Genomic DNA, 16835 nt, shown 5'->3' on the forward strand with positions numbered 1-16835 from the left:
CCCCGCCGGCTCCTGCGCATCAGTTCTTCGTACCGAACAACCGGTCGCCCGCGTCGCCCAGACCCGGCACGATGTACGCATGCTCGTTCAGATGCGAATCGAGCGACGCGACGAACAGCTTGACGTCCGGGTGCGCGTCCTGGAACACCTGCACGCCTTCGGGCGCGGCGACGAGCGCGAGGAACAGGATGTTCTCGGCGGCCACGTTGCGGCGCTTGAGCACATCGACCGCGTGCACGGCCGAGTAGCCGGTCGCGACCATCGGATCGCAGAGGATGAACACGCGGTCTTCGAGGTCCGGCAGCCGCACCAGGTATTCGACCGGCCGATGATCCTCCGCGCGATACACGCCAATGTGGCCGACCCGCGCCGACGGTACCAGCTCGAGCAGGCCGTCCGACATGCCGACGCCCGCGCGCAGCACCGGCACGATCGCGAGCTTCTTGCCGGCGATCACAGGCGCGTCGATCTCGACGAGCGGCGTGGTGATGCGGCGCGTCGTCATCGGCAGGTTGCGAGTGATTTCGTAGCCCATCAGCAGCGTGATTTCGCGCAGCAATTCGCGGAACGTGCGCGTCGACGTGTCCCGGTCGCGCATGTGCGACAGCTTGTGCTGGATCAGCGGGTGATCGAGGATGAAGAGATTGGGGAAACGGCTGTCCTGGGTCATGGCGGGCTCGCGCGTGGCGGCAAGGTGGATCGGTTCGGCGCGCCCATCCGTTGGTTTCGCCAGCGCCCGAAGCTCGGACGAACGGAGGAAATGCACGCCACCGCGCAAGTTTACCGAAAGAGTACCGCCCGGCGATACCTGAGATTGAAGCGACGCGGCACAGTCCGGCACCGATTCTTCTAAAATCTGGGGAAACTTCGCTATGAGGGCATCCACATGGACTTGGGAATCGCAGGACGTACCGCGCTGGTTTGCGCGGCGAGCAAAGGTCTGGGACGCGGCTGCGCGGAAGCGCTCGCCGCCGAGGGCGTCAACCTGACGATCGTCGCGCGCACCGCCCAAACGCTCGAAGCGACCGCCGAGGCGATCCGCAAGCAGAGCGGCGTCGAGGTGAAGGCGGTCGCATGCGACATCACCACGCCCGAAGGGCGCGCCGCCGCGCTCGCCGCCTGCCCGCAGCCGGACATTCTCGTCAACAACGCGGGCGGCCCGCCGCCGGGCGATTTCCGCGACTTCACGCACGACGACTGGATCCGCGCGCTCGAAGCCAACATGCTGACCCCGATCGAGCTGATCCGTCAGACCATCGACACGATGAGCGCGCGCGGCTTCGGGCGCATCGTCAACATCACGAGCTCGGCGGTGAAGGCGCCGATCGACGTGCTCGGCCTGTCGAATGGCGCGCGCTCGGGGCTGACCGGTTTCGTCGCGGGTCTCGCGCGCAAGGTCGCGCCGACCGGCGTGACGATCAACAACCTGCTGCCGGGTCTGTTCGATACCGACCGCATCGCGGTCACGATCGAGGCGCAGGCGAAGACGCACAACATTTCCATCGACGAAGCGCGCAAGCAGCGCATGAAGACGATCCCCGCCGGGCGCTTCGGCAATCGCGAAGAATTCGGCCGGGCCTGCGCGTTCCTGTGCAGCACGCATGCCGGCTACATCACCGGGCAGAACTGGCTGATCGACGGCGGCGCTTATCCCGGTACGTACTGAGCTGGTACGTACCGAGCACGCACGTACCGACGTCACCCGTCACATCACAACAACGATATTCACAACGGTTTGAGGAGTCTCAAGTCATGAGCACCCGCATTGCGCTGATCGCACACGATCACAAGAAGGACGACATCGTCAAACTGGCCGGCGAATACGTCGACACGCTCGCGCGCTGCGAGATCGTGGCGACCGGCACGACCGGCGGACGCATCAGCGACGCGCACGGCCTCACGGTCGAGCGCATGTTGTCGGGCCCGCACGGCGGCGATCTGCAGATCGGCGCGCAGCTCGCCGAAGGGCGCGTCGACATGGTGATTTTCCTGCGCGACCCGATGACGCCGCAGCCGCACGAGCCCGACATCAACGCGCTGGTGCGCGCGTGCGACGTGCACAACATTCCGTGCGCGACGAATATTTCGACCGCGCGCATGGTGCTCGACGTGCTGACGCTGCGCCTGTCCGGCGAGGCGTGAGCGCGCGCGTGGCCGCACCCACATTTCTACAGATCAAGGAGACATGATGGCCAAGGCAATCCGATTCGACAAAACCGGCGGCCCCGAAGTAATGAAATGGGTCGATGTCGAGGTGGGCGAGCCCGGCGCGGGCGAGATCCGCATTCGCCAGACGGCGGTCGGCCTCAATTACATCGACGTGTATTTCCGCACCGGTCTGTATCCGCTGCCGCTGCCGGGCGGGCTCGGCATGGAGGCAGCCGGCGAGGTCAGCGCGCTCGGCTCGGGCGTGAGCGGTCTGAAGGTGGGCGACCGCGTCGCGTATGTCGCGCGGCCGCCCGGCGCGTACGCGCAGGAGCGCGTGCTGCCGGCCGCGCAGGTCGTCAAGCTGCCTGATGCGGTCAGCGACGAGCAGGCCGCGTCGGTGATGCTGCAAGGCTTGACCGCGCAGTATCTGCTGCGCCGCACGTATCGGGTGAAGGCCGGCGACACGATCCTGATTCAGGCCGCGGCGGGCGGCGTCGGGCTGCTCGTGTGCCAGTGGGCGAAGGCGCTCGGCGCGACGGTGATCGGCACGGTCGGTTCCGACGAGAAAGCCGAGATCGCGAAAGCGCACGGCTGCGATCACGCGATCGTCTACACGCGCGAAAACTTCACGAAGCGCGTACGCGAGATCACCAACGGCGCGGGCGTGCCGGTCGTCTACGATTCGATCGGCAAGGACACCTTCGAAAAGTCGCTCGACTGTCTCGCGCCGCTCGGCCTGTTCGTGAGCTTCGGCAACGCGTCGGGTCCGCTGCCGCTGATCGACTCGTCGGAATTCGCGGGACGCGGTTCGCTGTTCTTTACGCGCCCGACGCTTTTCACCTATATCGCGAAACGCGCCGATTACGAGGCGATGTCGGCCGAGTTGTTCGACGTGCTGAGCTCGGGCAAGGTGAAGACGAGCATCAATCAGCGCTATGCGCTGCCGGACGTCGGCCAGGCGCATGCGGAGCTCGAAGCGCGCCGCACGACGGGCTCGACGATCCTGCTTCCGTAAAAAACTTCGCGGCCTCCGGCTGCGCTACCCGACCTCCACCAAGGCCGTTTCATCGCGAGATGAAACGGCCTTGTCCGTTTACGCGATTTTTACGCGCACCGCGCAATCTTTGACCAGCCCTTTAGGCGGATCGGCATACCGTTCTACCTATCCAAAATCCGTAAATGGGGAACACAAATGGATGTGTTGTATGTCGGTGGCCTGGCGCTGTTTGCCGTGCTGACCTTTGCGCTGATTGGCGGCTGCGAGAAGCTGATGCAGTTCCGTCGCGGACAGGGAGCACGCTGATGACCTGGATGCTGTGGCTGGCCGGCGCGTCCACCGCGCTGCTGTTCGTTTATCTCGTGTATGCGCTGCTGCGCGCGGAGGACATTGAATGAACACGAATGATGTCCTGCAGGCGAGTCTTTTTATCGTCGTGCTACTGGCCGCCGCGGTGCCGGTGGCGAGCTATCTGGGCGCCGTGATGGACGGCAGCTCACGCGTGGTGCGCTTCGGCGCGCCGCTCGAACGGCTGCTTTACCGTATCGCGGGCGTCGATCCAGCGGCGGAAATGGGCTGGAAGCACTACGCGATCGCCGCGGTCGCGTTCAACGTGCTCGGCGTGGCGTTCCTGTACGTGCTGCTGCGCGTGCAAGGGTGGCTGCCCGGCAATCCGCAGCAGTTCGGCGCGATGTCGGTCGACAGCGCGTTCAACACCGCGGTCAGCTTCGTGTCGAACACCAACTGGCAGGACTACACGCCCGAGCAAACGGTCAGCTATCTGACGCAGATGCTCGGCCTGACCGTGCAGAACTTCCTGTCGGCGGCGACCGGCATCGTCGTCGTGATCGCGCTGATTCGCGGCTTCGCGCGGCATACCGCGCAGACCATCGGCAACTTCTGGGTCGATATCACACGGGTGACGATGTACGTGCTGCTGCCGATGGCGGCCATCGTCGCGGCACTGCTGATGAGCCAGGGTGTGATCCAGAACTTCAAGGCGTATCAGGACGTGCCGACGCTGCAGACCACAACCTACGCCGCGCCGAAGCTCGACGCGCAAGGCAATCCGGTGAAGGACGCGAAGGGCAATCCCGTGACGGTCGACACGCCCGTGAAGACGCAGACCATCGCGATGGGCCCGGTCGCGTCGCAGGAAGCGATCAAGATGCTCGGCACCAACGGCGGCGGCTTCTTCAACGGCAACTCCGCGCATCCGTACGAAAACCCGACGCCGTTCTCGAACTTCGTGCAGATCTTCTCGATGCTGATCATTCCGGCGGCGCTCGTGCTCGTGTTCGGCCGCGTGATCGGCGACCGCCGCCAGGGTGTCGCGGTGCTTGCGGCGATGACGATCGCGTTCGGCGTCTGCGTGTTCGGCGAGATCAGCGCCGAGCAAAGCGGCAATCCCGCGTTCACGGCGCTCAAGGTCGATCAGTCGGCGAACGCGCTGCAGGCGGGCGGCAATGCCGAAGGCAAGGAAACGCGCTTTGGTATCGCGCAGTCGGGCATCTTCACGGTCGCGACCACGGCGGCTTCGTGCGGCGCGGTCGCCAATACGCACGATTCGTTGACGCCGATCGGCGGCCTGTACCCGATGCTGTTGATGCAGCTAGGTGAAGTGATCTTCGGCGGTGTCGGTTCCGGCATGTACGGGATGCTCGTGTTCGCGCTGCTCGCGGTCTTCGTGGCGGGGCTGATGATCGGGCGTACTCCTGAATATGTCGGCAAGAAGATCGAGGCCTACGAGATGAAGATGGTGTCGATCGTGGTGCTGCTCACGCCGCTGCTCGTGCTGGTGGGCACCTCGATCGCGGTGCTGACCGACGCGGGCAAGGCCGGCATCGCGAACCCCGGCGCGCATGGCTTCTCCGAAATCCTCTACGCGTTCAGCTCGGCCGCGAACAACAACGGCAGCGCGTTCGCGGGGCTCACGGTGAATACGCCGTTCTACAACTGGCTCACCGCGATCGCGATGTGGTTCGGCCGCTTCGGCACGATCGTGCCGGTGCTCGCGATCGCCGGCTCGCTCGCCGCGAAGAAGCGCATCGGCGTTACCGGCGGCACGCTGCCGACGCACGGCCCGTTGTTCGTCGTGCTGCTGCTCGGCACGGTGCTGCTGGTCGGCGCGCTGACCTACGTCCCGGCGCTCGCGCTCGGTCCCGGCGTCGAGCATCTGATGATGATCGGCGTGCAGTGACGAGTGATGAGGGGCCTCGATCAACGAAGCCCAACGACCGAACAGGCGCTCGCGCGCGGCAAGCCTGCAAGCGCACCCGGATATTCGAGGATTCAATGACTGAACATAACGCTACGCGGTCCATGTTCGACCCGGCGCTGCTGCGCCCGGCGATCGTGGACTCCTTTAAAAAGCTCACGCCGCGCACGCAGTTTCGCAACCCGGTGATGTTCTGCGTGTACGTCGGCAGCATTCTGACCACCATTCTGTGGATCGCCGCGCTCGGCGGTCAGGCGGAGGCGCCCGCCGGCTTCATTCTCGCGGTCACGCTATGGCTGTGGTTCACGGTGCTGTTCGCGAATTTCGCGGAAGCGCTCGCCGAAGGCCGCTCGAAAGCGCAGGCCGCGTCGCTGCGCAGCGCGAAGAAAGACGTGATGGCCAAGAAGCTCAACGAGCCGCATCCGAAGTCGCCGATTCGCATCACGACCGCGACCGATCTGCGCAAAGGCGACGTCGTGCTGGTCGAAACCGGCGACGTGATTCCGGCCGACGGCGAAGTGATCGACGGTGTCGCGTCGGTCGACGAATCGGCGATCACCGGTGAATCGGCGCCGGTGATCCGCGAGTCGGGCGGCGACTTTTCGTCGGTGACGGGCGGCACGCGCGTGCTGTCGGACTGGATCGTCGTGCGCGTCACGGCGAACCCGGGCGAGGCGTTTCTCGACCGCATGATCGCGATGGTCGAAGGCGCGAAGCGTCAGAAGACGCCGAACGAAATCGCGCTGACCATCCTGCTCGTCGCGCTGACGATCGTGATGCTGCTCGCCACCGCGACGCTGCTGCCGTTCTCGATGTTTTCCGTCGAGGCCGCCAAGGCGGGCCACGTGGTGACGATCACCGCGCTCGTCGCGCTGCTCGTGTGTCTGATTCCGACGACGATCGGCGGCCTGCTGTCGGCGATCGGCGTGGCCGGCATGAGCCGCATGATGCAGGCGAACGTGATCGCAACCTCGGGCCGCGCCGTCGAAGCGGCCGGCGACGTCGACGTGCTGCTGCTCGACAAGACCGGCACCATCACGCTCGGCAACCGCCAGGCGTCGCAGTTTCTGCCCGCGCCGGGTCTGAGCGAAGAAGCGCTTGCCGATGCCGCGCAGTTGTCGTCGCTGGCCGACGAAACGCCGGAAGGCCGCAGCATCGTCGTGCTCGCGAAGCAGCGCTTCAATATCCGTCAGCGCGACATGGCCTCGCTGCACGCGGTGTTTCTCGCGTTCACCGCTCAGACCCGCATGAGCGGGGTCGATCTGTCGCCGCAAGGAACGCCCGCCGGAACCCACGGTCGTGAGATCCGCAAAGGCGCGGCCGATGCGGTCAAGCACTACGTCGAAGCGAACGGCGGCCGTTTCCCGAACGAAGTCAGCAATGTGGTCGCCGAGGTCGCGCGACGCGGCAGCACACCGCTCGTGGTCGCCGAGAAGGGCGAGCAGGGCGCGCGCGTGCTCGGCGTGATCGAGCTGAAGGACGTCGTCAAGGGCGGCATCAAGGAGCGCTTCGCGGAGCTGCGCAAGATGGGCATCAAGACCGTGATGGTGACGGGCGACAACCGTCTGACCGCCGCCGCGATCGCGGCCGAAGCAGGCGTCGACGACTTCCTCGCCGAAGCGACACCAGAGACGAAGCTCGCGACGATCCGCGGGCACCAGGCCGAAGGGCGTCTGGTCGCGATGACCGGCGACGGCACCAACGACGCGCCCGCGCTCGCGCAGGCCGACGTCGCGGTCGCGATGAACACCGGCACCCAGGCAGCCAAGGAAGCCGGCAACATGGTCGACCTCGATTCGAATCCGACCAAGCTGATCGAGATCGTCGAGATCGGCAAACAGATGCTGATGACGCGCGGTTCGCTAACCACGTTCTCGATCGCCAACGACGTCGCCAAGTACTTCGCGATCATCCCGGCCGCGTTCGCATCGACGTATCCGGCGCTGAATGCGCTGAACGTGATGCATCTCGCGACACCGACCTCGGCGATCATGTCGGCGGTGATCTTCAACGCGCTGATCATCGTGCTGCTGATTCCTCTTGCGCTTAAGGGCGTGCGCTACCGCGCGCTAGGCGCTGCGATCCTGCTGCGCCGCAATCTGCTGATCTACGGACTCGGGGGGATCATCGTGCCGTTCATCGGCATCAAGCTGATCGATATGGTGCTGGCCGCGTTCGGCTGGGTTTGAGATGGATGAAAAGGGAAAGAGACTCATCATGAAAAATCTGTTCCGTCCGCTGATCGTGATCTTCGCGGTGCTGACCGTGGTCACCGGACTCGCTTATCCCGCGGTGATGACCGCGTTCGGCCAGGCGGCGTTCCACGACAAGGCCAACGGCAGCCTGATCGAGCAGAACGGCAAGGTGGTCGGCTCGCAGCTGATCGGCCAGCAGTTCGACGCGCCGCAGTATTTCTGGGGCCGGCTGTCGGCGACGAGCCCGATGCCGTACAACCCGCAGAACTCCGGCGGCTCGAACCTCGGGCCGAACAACCCGGCGCTGCTCGACGAGATCAAGGGCCGGCTCGCGGCGCTTAAGGACGCGGGCACCGACATGTCGAAGCCGGTGCCGGTCGATCTGGTCACGTCGTCGGGCAGCGGGCTCGATCCGGAGATCAGTCCGGCCGCGGCCGCGTACCAGCTCGAGCGGGTCGCGCAGGCGCGCCACCTCGCGCCGAGCGACGTGCAGGCGCTCGTCGAGCGCTACACGACGGGGCGCCAGTTCGGCGTGCTCGGCGAGCCGCGCGTGAACGTGCTGAAGCTCAATCTCGCGCTCGATGAAATGAAGCGCGGTTGACGCGAAACGCAACGGCAACGCATCAGCCGCGCTTGCGGTTCATCGACAAAACAGCGGCGTCCGCGTGGCGCCGCTGCGCCATTTGCGGGCCGGCGCGGGCCGTGCCAACATGCAGGCACCGCCGCTCGCACGACTATGACAATCACTGAGCATGAACCGCCCCGATCCTGACGAACTGCTCGACAAGCTGCAGCGCGACGAAGAAAAGCGCCTGCGCGGCAGGCTGAAAATTTTCTTCGGCGCGTCGGCAGGAGTCGGCAAAACCTACGCGATGCTGCAGGCCGCGCGCCGCCGCAAGGAAGAGGGTGTCGACGTGCTGGTCGGCATCGCCGAAACGCACGGGCGCGGCGAAACCGCCGCGCTGCTCGCGGGGCTCGACGTGCTGCCGCTCGCGCATATCGAGTATCGCGGCCGCAAGCTCGGCGAGTTCGATCTCGACGCCGCGCTCGCGCGCAAGCCGCAACTGATCCTCGTCGACGAACTCGCGCATTCGAACGTGCAGGGCGCGCGCCATCTGAAGCGCTGGCAGGACGTCTACGAACTGCTCGACGCCGGCATCGACGTCTATACGACCGTCAACGTGCAGCACCTGGAGAGCCTGAACGACGTGGTCGGCCAGATCACCGGCATCCGCGTGTGGGAGACCGTGCCCGATCGCGTGTTCGATCATGCCGACGAAGTCACGCTCGTCGATCTGCCGGCCGAGGAACTGCTCGACCGCATGCGCGACGGCAAGGTGTACATGGCGCAGCAGGCCGAGCGCGCGGTGCGCAACTTCTTTCGCAAGGGCAACCTGATCGCGCTGCGCGAACTGGCACTGCGCCGCACCGCCGATCGCGTCGATGCGCAGATGCGCGAGTACCGCGCCGATCGTTCGATCCAGCGCATCTGGCAGGCGCGCGAGCGGCTGCTGGTGTGCGTGGGTCCTGGTCCCGAAGCGCCGGCGTTGGTGCGCTCGGCGGCGCGCCTCGCCGCGAGCCTGAAGGCCGACTGGCTCGCGGTCTATGTCGAAACGCCCGCGTTGCAGCGTCTGCCCGACGCGCGCCGCGCACGCACGCTGAACGCGCTGAAGCTCGCCGCCGAACTCGGCGCCGAAACCGCGACGCTCGCCGCCCCCGATGCGCTCGACGCGCTGATCGGTTACGCGCAGGCGCGCAACGTATCGAAGCTGGTGGCGGGCGCATCGTCGCGCATGGGCGTGAGCCGCTGGCTGCGCCGGCCGCTCGGCGAGCGCATCGCCGAGAAGAGCGGCGATCTCGATCTCACGCTGATTCGCGTGTCGTCGGAGCGCGACGGCGGCGAACAGCGCCATCTGTTGAACACGACCGCGAACGCGTGGCGCGAGGCATTGAGCGCGGCGCGCGAGCGTCGCTCGCCGCCGCGCGCGTATGCGTTCGCGCTCGCGATCGGCGCGGCGATCACGCTGCTGTCGAGCCAGCTGATCGACCGCATCGATCTGACCAACCTTGTGATGCTGTATCTGCTCGGCGTGATCTTCACCGCGGTGAAGCTCGGGCGCGGGCCGGGTGTCGTGCTGTCGTTCGCGAGCGTCGCCGCGTTCGATTTCTTCTTCGTGCCGCCGCGCATGTCACTGTCGGTGTCCGATACGCAGTACCTGCTGACGTTCTTCGGCATGCTGCTGACATCGCTCGTGATCAGCCATCTGACTTCGAGCCTGCGCCGCGAGGCGAGCGTCGCGCGACGCCGCGAGCAGCGCACCGGCGCGATGTACGAGATGGCGCGCGAGCTCGCCGCGGCGCTTGCGACCGAGCAGATCGTCGGCATCGGCACGCGGCACGTGAGCGAGGTGTTCGGCGCGCGTGCCGCGATTCTGCTGCCCGACAGCGCCGATCAGGTCAAACAGAAAATCGAGGACCCCGACCCGGCGATCACGCTCGAAGGCGACGCGCTCGACCTCGACGTCGGCCAGTGGGTCTACGATCAGCAGAAGCCGGCCGGCCACGGCACCGACACGCTGCCGGCCGCCGCGGCGCTGTATCTGCCGCTAAAGGCGCCGATGCGCACGCGCGGCGTGCTCGCGGTCGTCGTGCGTGACGAGCGCGAGCTGACCGTGCCGGAACAGCGGCGCATGCTCGATGCGTTCGCCGCGCAGATCGCGCTCGCGCTCGAACGCGTGCATTACGTCGATATCGCGCGCGATGCGCTCGTCAACATGGAGTCGGAACGGCTTCGCAATTCGCTGCTGTCGGCGATATCGCACGATCTGCGCACGCCGCTGACGACGATCGTCGGGTTTTCATCGATGCTCGCTCAGGGGCAGCGAGGGCAGGGGCCGACCGACCCGCAATCCGCCGCGCGTCGTAACGACGAACTCGTCGATGCAATTCACGAAGAAGCGCTGCGCATGACCGACATCGTCACGAATCTGCTCGACATGGCGCGCCTGCAGGCCGGCAGCTTGCAGCTGAACCAGCAATGGACGCTGCTCGAGGAGACCGTCGGCGCCGCGCTGCGCGCGTGCAAGCGCGTGCTCGCCGATCATCCGGTGCAGGTCACGCTGCCCGCCGATCTGCCGCTGCTGCATCTCGACGCGGTGCTGATGGAGCGGCTGTTCTCGAACCTGTTCGAGAACGCGGCCAAATACACGGCGTCCGGCACGCCGCTCATGATCGGCGCGCAGCAGATCGACGCGGATGGCGCGCCGTTCGTGCGCGTGACGATCGACGACAACGGCCCCGGCCTGCCCGCCGGCATGGAAGCGCGCGTGTTCGAGAAGTTCACGCGCGGCGAGAAGGAATCGGCGAAACCGGGCATCGGCCTTGGCCTCGCGATCTGCCGCGCGATCGTCGAGGCGCACGGCGGTACAATCGGCGCGCTCAACCGGACGGCCGCCGCGGATGGCCACATCGAGGGCGCGCGCTTCTGGTTCACGCTGCCGGTCAAGACGCCGCCCGACGCGCCCGAGACGTTCGATACGCTCGAAGACGAAGGCGCCCCCGCCGCCGCCGACCTCAACCCGCTCACCCGACCCGCCCATGAGTGACCTGAGCATCACCGTCGTTCTGATCGAAGACGAAAAGCAGATACGCCGCTTCGTGCGCACGGCGCTCGAAGGCGAGGGCATCGCCGTGTACGACGCCGAGACCGGCAAGCAAGGGCTCGTCGAAGCGGCGACGCGCAAGCCCGATCTCGTGATCGTCGATCTGGGCCTGCCCGACACCGATGGCCTCGACGTGATCCGGGAGCTGCGCGGCTGGAGCGAGCTGCCGGTAATTGTGCTATCGGCGCGCACCCAGGAAAGCGAAAAGGTCGCCGCGCTCGACGCCGGCGCCGACGACTACCTGACCAAGCCGTTCGGCGTGTCCGAGTTGCTCGCGCGCATCCGCGCGCATCTGCGGCGGCGCAATCACGGCGGCGCGAACGAATCGCCGCAGGTGCGCTTCGGCGCGGTCACCGTCGATCTCGCGCTGCGCCAGGTCACGCGCGACGGCGCCGCGGTCCATCTGACGCCGATCGAATACCGGCTGCTCGCGACGCTCGTGCGCCACGCCGGCCGCGTGCTCACGCACCGGCAGCTGCTGCGCGACGTGTGGGGGCCGTCGCATGTCGAGAGTCACCACTATTTGCGCATCTACATGGCGCATCTGCGCGGCAAGCTCGAGCGCGATCCCGCGCAGCCGGAGCATATCGTCACGGAGACGGGCGTCGGGTATCGGCTGGTGGGCGCGGTGTGAGTTCGTCCGCGAAGCCGCTCCGTTATAATCTCCCGACGTAAGGACGACCTTACGCTTCTCTCAATCATCGGGGACGGCCCCATTTTTCATGGAGCTGTTTCGATGTCCTGGTTTCTTCTGTTGATCGCCGGGTTGCTCGAAGTCGCGTGGGCGGCCGGTCTCAAAACTTCCGAAAGTTTCACCCGTTTCTGGCCGTCCGTCTTCACGGTCGTGACCGCGCTCGGCAGCTTCGCGCTGCTCGCGCTCGCGATGCGGCAACTGCCGCTCGGCACGGCCTATGCGGTGTGGACAGGAATTGGCGCGGTCGGCGCGTTCATTTTCGGCGTCGTGATGATGGGCGAGGCGCTGACGCTCGCGCGCGTCGCCAGTGCGTCGCTGATCGTGATCGGCCTCGTCGGGCTGAAGCTGTCGTCGGGGCACTGACCCTCGGCTACGTCCGCCCGGCGCGCGGCCGCCATTGCCTGTAAGCCACAGCGCGGCCTCGCCGCGCTACGTTCTGCGAATCATCGTAGCTATAATGAGACAGCAACGACGTTGAGATTGCCCGCGGCCTGGCTGGCGCGGCCGGCTTGGCAAGCCTGACGGCTTCGGCGCGGAACCCCCGCTGGTTCCCGTCGCGGCGTCCGGCAAGCACAAAGCGCGTGGAGGCGGCCATGCTTGAATCACTTTCGCTTGCAGCGGGCCTTTCATGGGGCAGCGGTCTGCGCCTCTATCTGACGGTCCTTTTGGCCGGCGTATTAGAACGTCTTGGCCTGATTCACTTGCCGAACACATTGTCCGCGCTGTCATCACCATGGGTGATCGGCGCGGCGGCCGTGCTGACGCTGGCCGAATTCCTCGCCGACAAGATCCCCGCGTTCGACTCGCTGTGGGACGCGATCCACACTTTCATCCGCATTCCGGCCGGCGCCGTGCTGGCCGCCGGCGCGCTCGGCCACGCCGATCCGACGCTGCTGACCGTCGCCGCGCTCGCGGGCGGCACGCTCGCCGGCACTGCGCATCTTGCGAAGGCGGGCACCCGCGCGCTGATCAATCTGTCGCCCGAACCGCTGTCGAACGTCGTCACGTCGACCGCCGAGGACGGCCTCGCGGTCGGCGGGGTACTGCTTGCGCTGTTCGTGCCGCTCGCGTTTCTGGTCTTGATGGTAGGCTTTCTGCTACTCGCGGCGTGGGCATTGCCGCGATTGTGGCGTGGGGTGCAGGGCGGTTTTCGCGGCATGGCCACGCACATGGTGTCGCGATTGGCGAGGAGCAGGCACGATTGAGCGAAGCACTACCAGGATCTAAGGCGGGTTCAAGAACGCGCGCCGATACGAGACCGGCGCGCCGGCTCGGCGGCATCGATCTGTTGCGCCAGGCCATGCGGATGACGGCGCGCGACTGGCGCGCGGGCGAACTGACGATGTTGCTGCTCGCGCTCGTGCTGGCGGTCGCGGCGTTGTCGAGCGTCGGGTTTCTGGGCGACCGGCTGCATCAGGGGCTCGAGCGCGATGCGCGGCGCATGATCGCCGCCGACTTCATCGTGCGCGCCGATCATCCTGTCGATCCGCAATTCGCGGCCGAGGCGCACGCCCTGGGCCTGCGCACCGCCACCACGGCGATCTTTCCCAGCATGATCAACTCGACCGGCGCGCAGCCGGCGTCGCGGCTCGCCGCCGTCAAGGCGGTGTCGCCGGGCTATCCGTTGCGCGGCGCGCTGCGCATCGCGGCGGCGCCGGGTGCGGCCGATCATCCGGCGACGTCGATTCCGGCGCCGGGCACCGTGTGGGCCGACCAGGAATTGCTCGACGCACTGAAGCTGAAGGTCGGCGATGCGGTGAAGGTCGGCAATCGCAACTTCACGGTCGGCGCGCTGATCACGCGCGAGCTCGATCGCGGCTTCTCGTTCGTCAATTTTTCGCCGCGCCTGATGCTGCGCGCCGACGAAGTGCAATCGACCGGCCTGATCACGTACGGCAGCCGGGTCACGTACCGGTTGCTGGTCGCCGGGTCCGACGACGCGGTCGCGCGCTTCGCGCAGTTTGCGCATGAGCACGTCGACGCCGGCAAGATGCGCGGCGTCGCGCTCGAGTCGCTGCAGGACGGCCAGCCGCAGGTGCGTCAGACGCTCGATCGCGCGGGCCATTTCCTGACGCTCGTGTCGCTGTTGACCGCGCTGCTCGCGGCGGTCGCGATCGCGATGGCCGCGCACCGCTTCATGCGCCGGCATCTCGACGGCTGCGCGGCGATGCGCTGTCTGGGCGTGAGCCACTCTGTGCTACGGGCGTTGTTCACGCTCGAATTCGTCGGGCTCGGCGTGATCGGCGGGGCGCTCGGCGTGGCGCTCGGCTATCTGGGGCATCTCGCGCTGCTGACGTGGCTCGGCGGCCTGATCGACGTGGTGCTGCCGCAACCGACGCTGTGGCCCGGGCTCGAAGGCGTCGCGGCCGGCCTCGTGCTGCTGCTCGGCTTCGCGCTGCCGCCGCTGTTGCCGCTCACGCGCGTGCCGCCGGTGCGCGTGCTGCGGCGTGAATGGGGCGAGGAGGGCCGCACCGCGTGGGCCGCCTACGCGTTCGGTATCGTGCTGTTCGCGGGGCTGCTGATCCTCGCCGCCGGCGAATTGAAGCTCGGCGGCATCGTCGCGGGTGGATTCGCGGGCGGGTTGCTGGTGTTCGCCGGCATCGCACGGCTCGCATTGTGGGGCGCGGCGCGCGTGGTGCGCAGCGAGCGCGTCAATGCGGGCATCGGCTGGCGCTATGCGCTTGCGTCGCTCGAGCGGCGCAGCAGCACGAGCGCGCTGCAGATCACCGCGCTCGGCATCGGCCTGATGTGCCTGTTGCTGATCGCGATGACGCGCAACGACCTCGTGCAGGGGTGGCGTAAATCGACGCCGCCCGATGCATCCAACGAGTTCATCATCGACATCCAGCCCGATCAGCGCGACGCGGTCACGCAGTATCTGGACGCGCACGGCATCGCTGGTGTGGACTTGTCGCCGATGGTGCGTGGGCGGCTCGTCGCGATCAACGGCAAGGCAGTCAACCCGGACTCGTTCAAGGGCGCGGACGCGCGGCATCTGGTGGACCGCGAGTTCAACCTGTCGTACACGACGCAACTGCCCGACGACAACCGGATCGCCGCGGGCAACTGGTTCGGCGATACGACGAAGCCGCAGATTTCGATCGAGCAGGGTCTCGCGAAGCTGATCAACGTGAAGCCCGGCGATGTGCTGCGCTTCGACGTGACGGGCCTGACTGTCGAGGCGCCGGTGACGAGCGTGCGCAAGCTCGATTGGGGGACGTTCAAGGTCAACTTCTTCGTGCTGATGCCGCCCGTCTCGTTGCAGGACTTCCCGGCGACGTTCATCACGAGCTTCCATCTGCCCGCGGATAAGCAGTCGACGATCGACGGCCTGATCGCCGCGTATCCCAATCTGACCGCGATCGACACCGGCCCGATCCTCGCGCAGGTGCAGCGCGTGTTGCAGCAGGTGATCGGCGCGGTGCAGTTCCTGTTCGCGTTCACGCTCGCGGCCGGCGTGCTGGTGCTGTACGCGGCGCTTGCCGGCACGCGCGACGAGCGTATGCGAGAATCCGCGCTGCTGCGCGCGCTGGGCGCATCGCATCGTCAGGTGCGGGCGGTGCAGGTGGCCGAGTTCGTCGCGGTCGGTGCGCTGGCCGGCCTGATGGCGGCGGCCGGCGCGCAGATCTTCGGCTCGCTGCTGGCCACGCACGTGTTCGAGTTTTATCTGGACTTCGATCCGTGGCTGCTGCCGGCGGGCATTGGCGCCGGTATCGCGTGTGCGGGCGTCGGCGGGTGGCTGAGTCTGCGGCATGTGTTGGCGCGGCCGGCGCTGCAATCGCTGCGCGACGCGTGAGTTTTCTTTGTGATGTTTATTTGCTGTTGAGCAGGGTATGAGCGATTTGAACGACGAAGTGTCCTCGGACAAGCCGACGGCCTTCGAACTGGTGGGCGGCGAGGCGCGTGTGCGCGAACTGGTCGACCGGTTTTACGACCTGATGGATCTCGAGGCGGATTTCGCCGGGATTCGCGCGCTGCATCCGGCATCGCTCGAGGGTTCGCGCGACAAGCTGTTCTGGTTTTTGTGCGGCTGGCTCGGCGGTCCCGATCATTACATCAGCCGCTTTGGCCATCCCCGTTTGCGCGCGCGGCATCTGCCGTTTGCGATCGCGTCGAGCGAGCGCGACCAGTGGTTGAGGTGCATGGCGTGGGCGATGGAGGACATCGGCTTGCCGGAGCCGCTGCGCGAGCGCCTGCTCGGTTCGTTCTTCGAAACCGCCGACTGGATGCGCAACCGCAATGGCTGACACGCCGCCGCACGCCGCCTCGGCACCGTACTCGGTCGAAGCCGACTATGCGGCGCTCGAGCCGCGTGCGCGCGAGATTCTCGACTGCTGGTTCGGCGCGCCGGGCACCCCGGAGCACGGCACGGAGCGCAAGCTCTGGTTCAAGCGCAATGACGCCGTGGATGCGATGCTGCGCGAACGTTTCGGTAACCTGATCGATTCGGCCAACGCGGGTGAGCTCGACGCATGGCAGGCCACGCCGTTGGGCGCGTTGGCGCTCGTGATCGTGCTGGACCAGTTTTCCCGCAACTGCCATCGTGGGACGCCGCGCGCTTTCGCGACCGACAGCAAGGCGCTGCAAACCGCGCAACGAATGGTCGCGAGCGGCGCCGATCGGCTGTTGCCAGGCGTGCAGCATCGCGCGTTCGCGTATCTGCCGTTCGAGCACGATGAATCGCGCGCTAGCCAGCAGGAGTCGCTGCGGCTCTTCAAACAGCTTGCGCAGGAGCCGGGCGGTGAAGGCTACTATCAATACGCGCTGCGCCACGCGAAAGTGATCGAGCGGTTCGGCCGCTTTCCGCATCGCAACGCGTTGCTCGGACGTGAATCGAGCGACGAGGAGATCGCGTTTCTGCGCGAGCCCGGTTCGTCGTTTTGAATCAACGCGGACGCGCGCGAGGCACTCGGCCGGCGCG

At 66.7% G+C, this 16835-nt stretch carries 16 protein-coding genes; 15 read left to right on the forward strand and 1 reads right to left on the reverse strand.

Features of this window, described 5'->3' with window-relative positions; all coding sequences use genetic code 11:
* Positions 1–19: 19 nt before the first annotated feature.
* On the reverse strand, positions 20–670 hold the full coding sequence (gene upp / locus AB3X95_RS33150) for a uracil phosphoribosyltransferase (RefSeq protein WP_013088896.1): 651 nt from the start codon (positions 668–670) through the stop codon (positions 20–22).
* 216 nt (positions 671–886) lie between these two features.
* On the opposite strand from upp, the gene AB3X95_RS33155 reads away from it, so the two are divergent.
* The 15 genes from AB3X95_RS33155 (at position 887) to AB3X95_RS33225 (ending at position 16798) form a co-directional block, all read left to right on the forward strand.
* Entirely contained in the window at positions 887–1666 is a 780-nt protein-coding gene (locus tag AB3X95_RS33155) for an SDR family oxidoreductase (protein WP_368623501.1), read from the forward strand.
* 86 nt (positions 1667–1752) lie between these two features.
* Positions 1753–2142, forward strand: coding sequence for a methylglyoxal synthase (locus AB3X95_RS33160; RefSeq protein ID WP_013088898.1), 390 nt, complete (start codon positions 1753–1755; stop codon positions 2140–2142).
* A gap of 46 nt (positions 2143–2188) precedes the next feature.
* Positions 2189–3163, forward strand: coding sequence for a quinone oxidoreductase (locus AB3X95_RS33165; RefSeq protein WP_368623524.1), 975 nt, complete (start codon positions 2189–2191; stop codon positions 3161–3163).
* Positions 3164–3340: 177 nt separating this feature from the next.
* A complete protein-coding gene (locus tag AB3X95_RS33170; RefSeq protein ID WP_176121285.1) occupies positions 3341–3451 on the forward strand; it encodes a potassium ABC transporter ATPase in 111 nt (36 codons plus the stop codon).
* The gene (gene kdpF / locus AB3X95_RS33175; RefSeq protein ID WP_013088901.1) at positions 3451–3543 is read left to right on the forward strand and encodes a K(+)-transporting ATPase subunit F; all 93 of its coding nucleotides are present in this window, start codon (positions 3451–3453) and stop codon (positions 3541–3543) included. The genes AB3X95_RS33170 and kdpF overlap by 1 nt, the downstream gene beginning before the upstream one ends.
* Positions 3540–5345 carry a potassium-transporting ATPase subunit KdpA gene (gene kdpA / locus AB3X95_RS33180; RefSeq protein ID WP_368623502.1) on the forward strand — a complete coding sequence of 602 codons (1806 nt, stop codon included), beginning with the start codon at positions 3540–3542 and terminating at the stop codon, positions 5343–5345. The genes kdpF and kdpA overlap by 4 nt, the downstream gene beginning before the upstream one ends.
* A gap of 95 nt (positions 5346–5440) precedes the next feature.
* Positions 5441–7552 (forward strand): potassium-transporting ATPase subunit KdpB, encoded by a 2112-nt coding sequence (gene kdpB / locus AB3X95_RS33185; protein ID WP_176121287.1) that lies wholly within the window; start codon positions 5441–5443, stop codon positions 7550–7552.
* 28 nt (positions 7553–7580) lie between these two features.
* Positions 7581–8159: a potassium-transporting ATPase subunit KdpC gene (gene kdpC, locus AB3X95_RS33190; protein ID WP_368598251.1), complete on the forward strand. Its 579-nt coding sequence runs from the start codon at positions 7581–7583 to the stop codon at positions 8157–8159.
* A 151-nt stretch (positions 8160–8310) separates the two neighbouring features.
* The gene (locus AB3X95_RS33195; RefSeq protein ID WP_368623503.1) at positions 8311–11163 is read left to right on the forward strand and encodes a DUF4118 domain-containing protein; all 2853 of its coding nucleotides are present in this window, start codon (positions 8311–8313) and stop codon (positions 11161–11163) included.
* The gene (gene kdpE, locus AB3X95_RS33200; RefSeq protein ID WP_176109149.1) at positions 11156–11854 is read left to right on the forward strand and encodes a two-component system response regulator KdpE; all 699 of its coding nucleotides are present in this window, start codon (positions 11156–11158) and stop codon (positions 11852–11854) included. The genes AB3X95_RS33195 and kdpE overlap by 8 nt, the downstream gene beginning before the upstream one ends.
* A 102-nt stretch (positions 11855–11956) precedes the next feature.
* Positions 11957–12277, forward strand: a complete 321-nt coding sequence (gene sugE, locus AB3X95_RS33205; protein ID WP_176109148.1) for a quaternary ammonium compound efflux SMR transporter SugE — start codon at positions 11957–11959, stop codon at positions 12275–12277.
* Between the two features lie 230 nt (positions 12278–12507).
* Complete coding sequence (locus AB3X95_RS33210; protein ID WP_176121291.1) at positions 12508–13119, forward strand: DUF4126 domain-containing protein; 612 nt, start codon at positions 12508–12510, stop codon at positions 13117–13119.
* A 101-nt stretch (positions 13120–13220) separates the two neighbouring features.
* Complete coding sequence (locus tag AB3X95_RS33215) at positions 13221–15710, forward strand: ABC transporter permease (RefSeq protein WP_368623525.1); 2490 nt, start codon at positions 13221–13223, stop codon at positions 15708–15710.
* Between the two features lie 37 nt (positions 15711–15747).
* Positions 15748–16161, forward strand: coding sequence for a group II truncated hemoglobin (locus tag AB3X95_RS33220; RefSeq protein WP_176109145.1), 414 nt, complete (start codon positions 15748–15750; stop codon positions 16159–16161).
* Positions 16154–16798 carry a DUF924 family protein gene (locus AB3X95_RS33225; protein WP_368623504.1) on the forward strand — a complete coding sequence of 215 codons (645 nt, stop codon included), beginning with the start codon at positions 16154–16156 and terminating at the stop codon, positions 16796–16798. Before AB3X95_RS33220 ends, AB3X95_RS33225 begins: the two co-directional genes overlap by 8 nt.
* The last annotated feature ends 37 nt before the right edge of the window (positions 16799–16835 follow it).

The sequence above is a fragment of the Paraburkholderia sp. BR13444 genome, assembly GCF_040948755.1.
In the GTDB taxonomy this organism is placed as follows: domain Bacteria; phylum Pseudomonadota; class Gammaproteobacteria; order Burkholderiales; family Burkholderiaceae; genus Paraburkholderia; species Paraburkholderia youngii.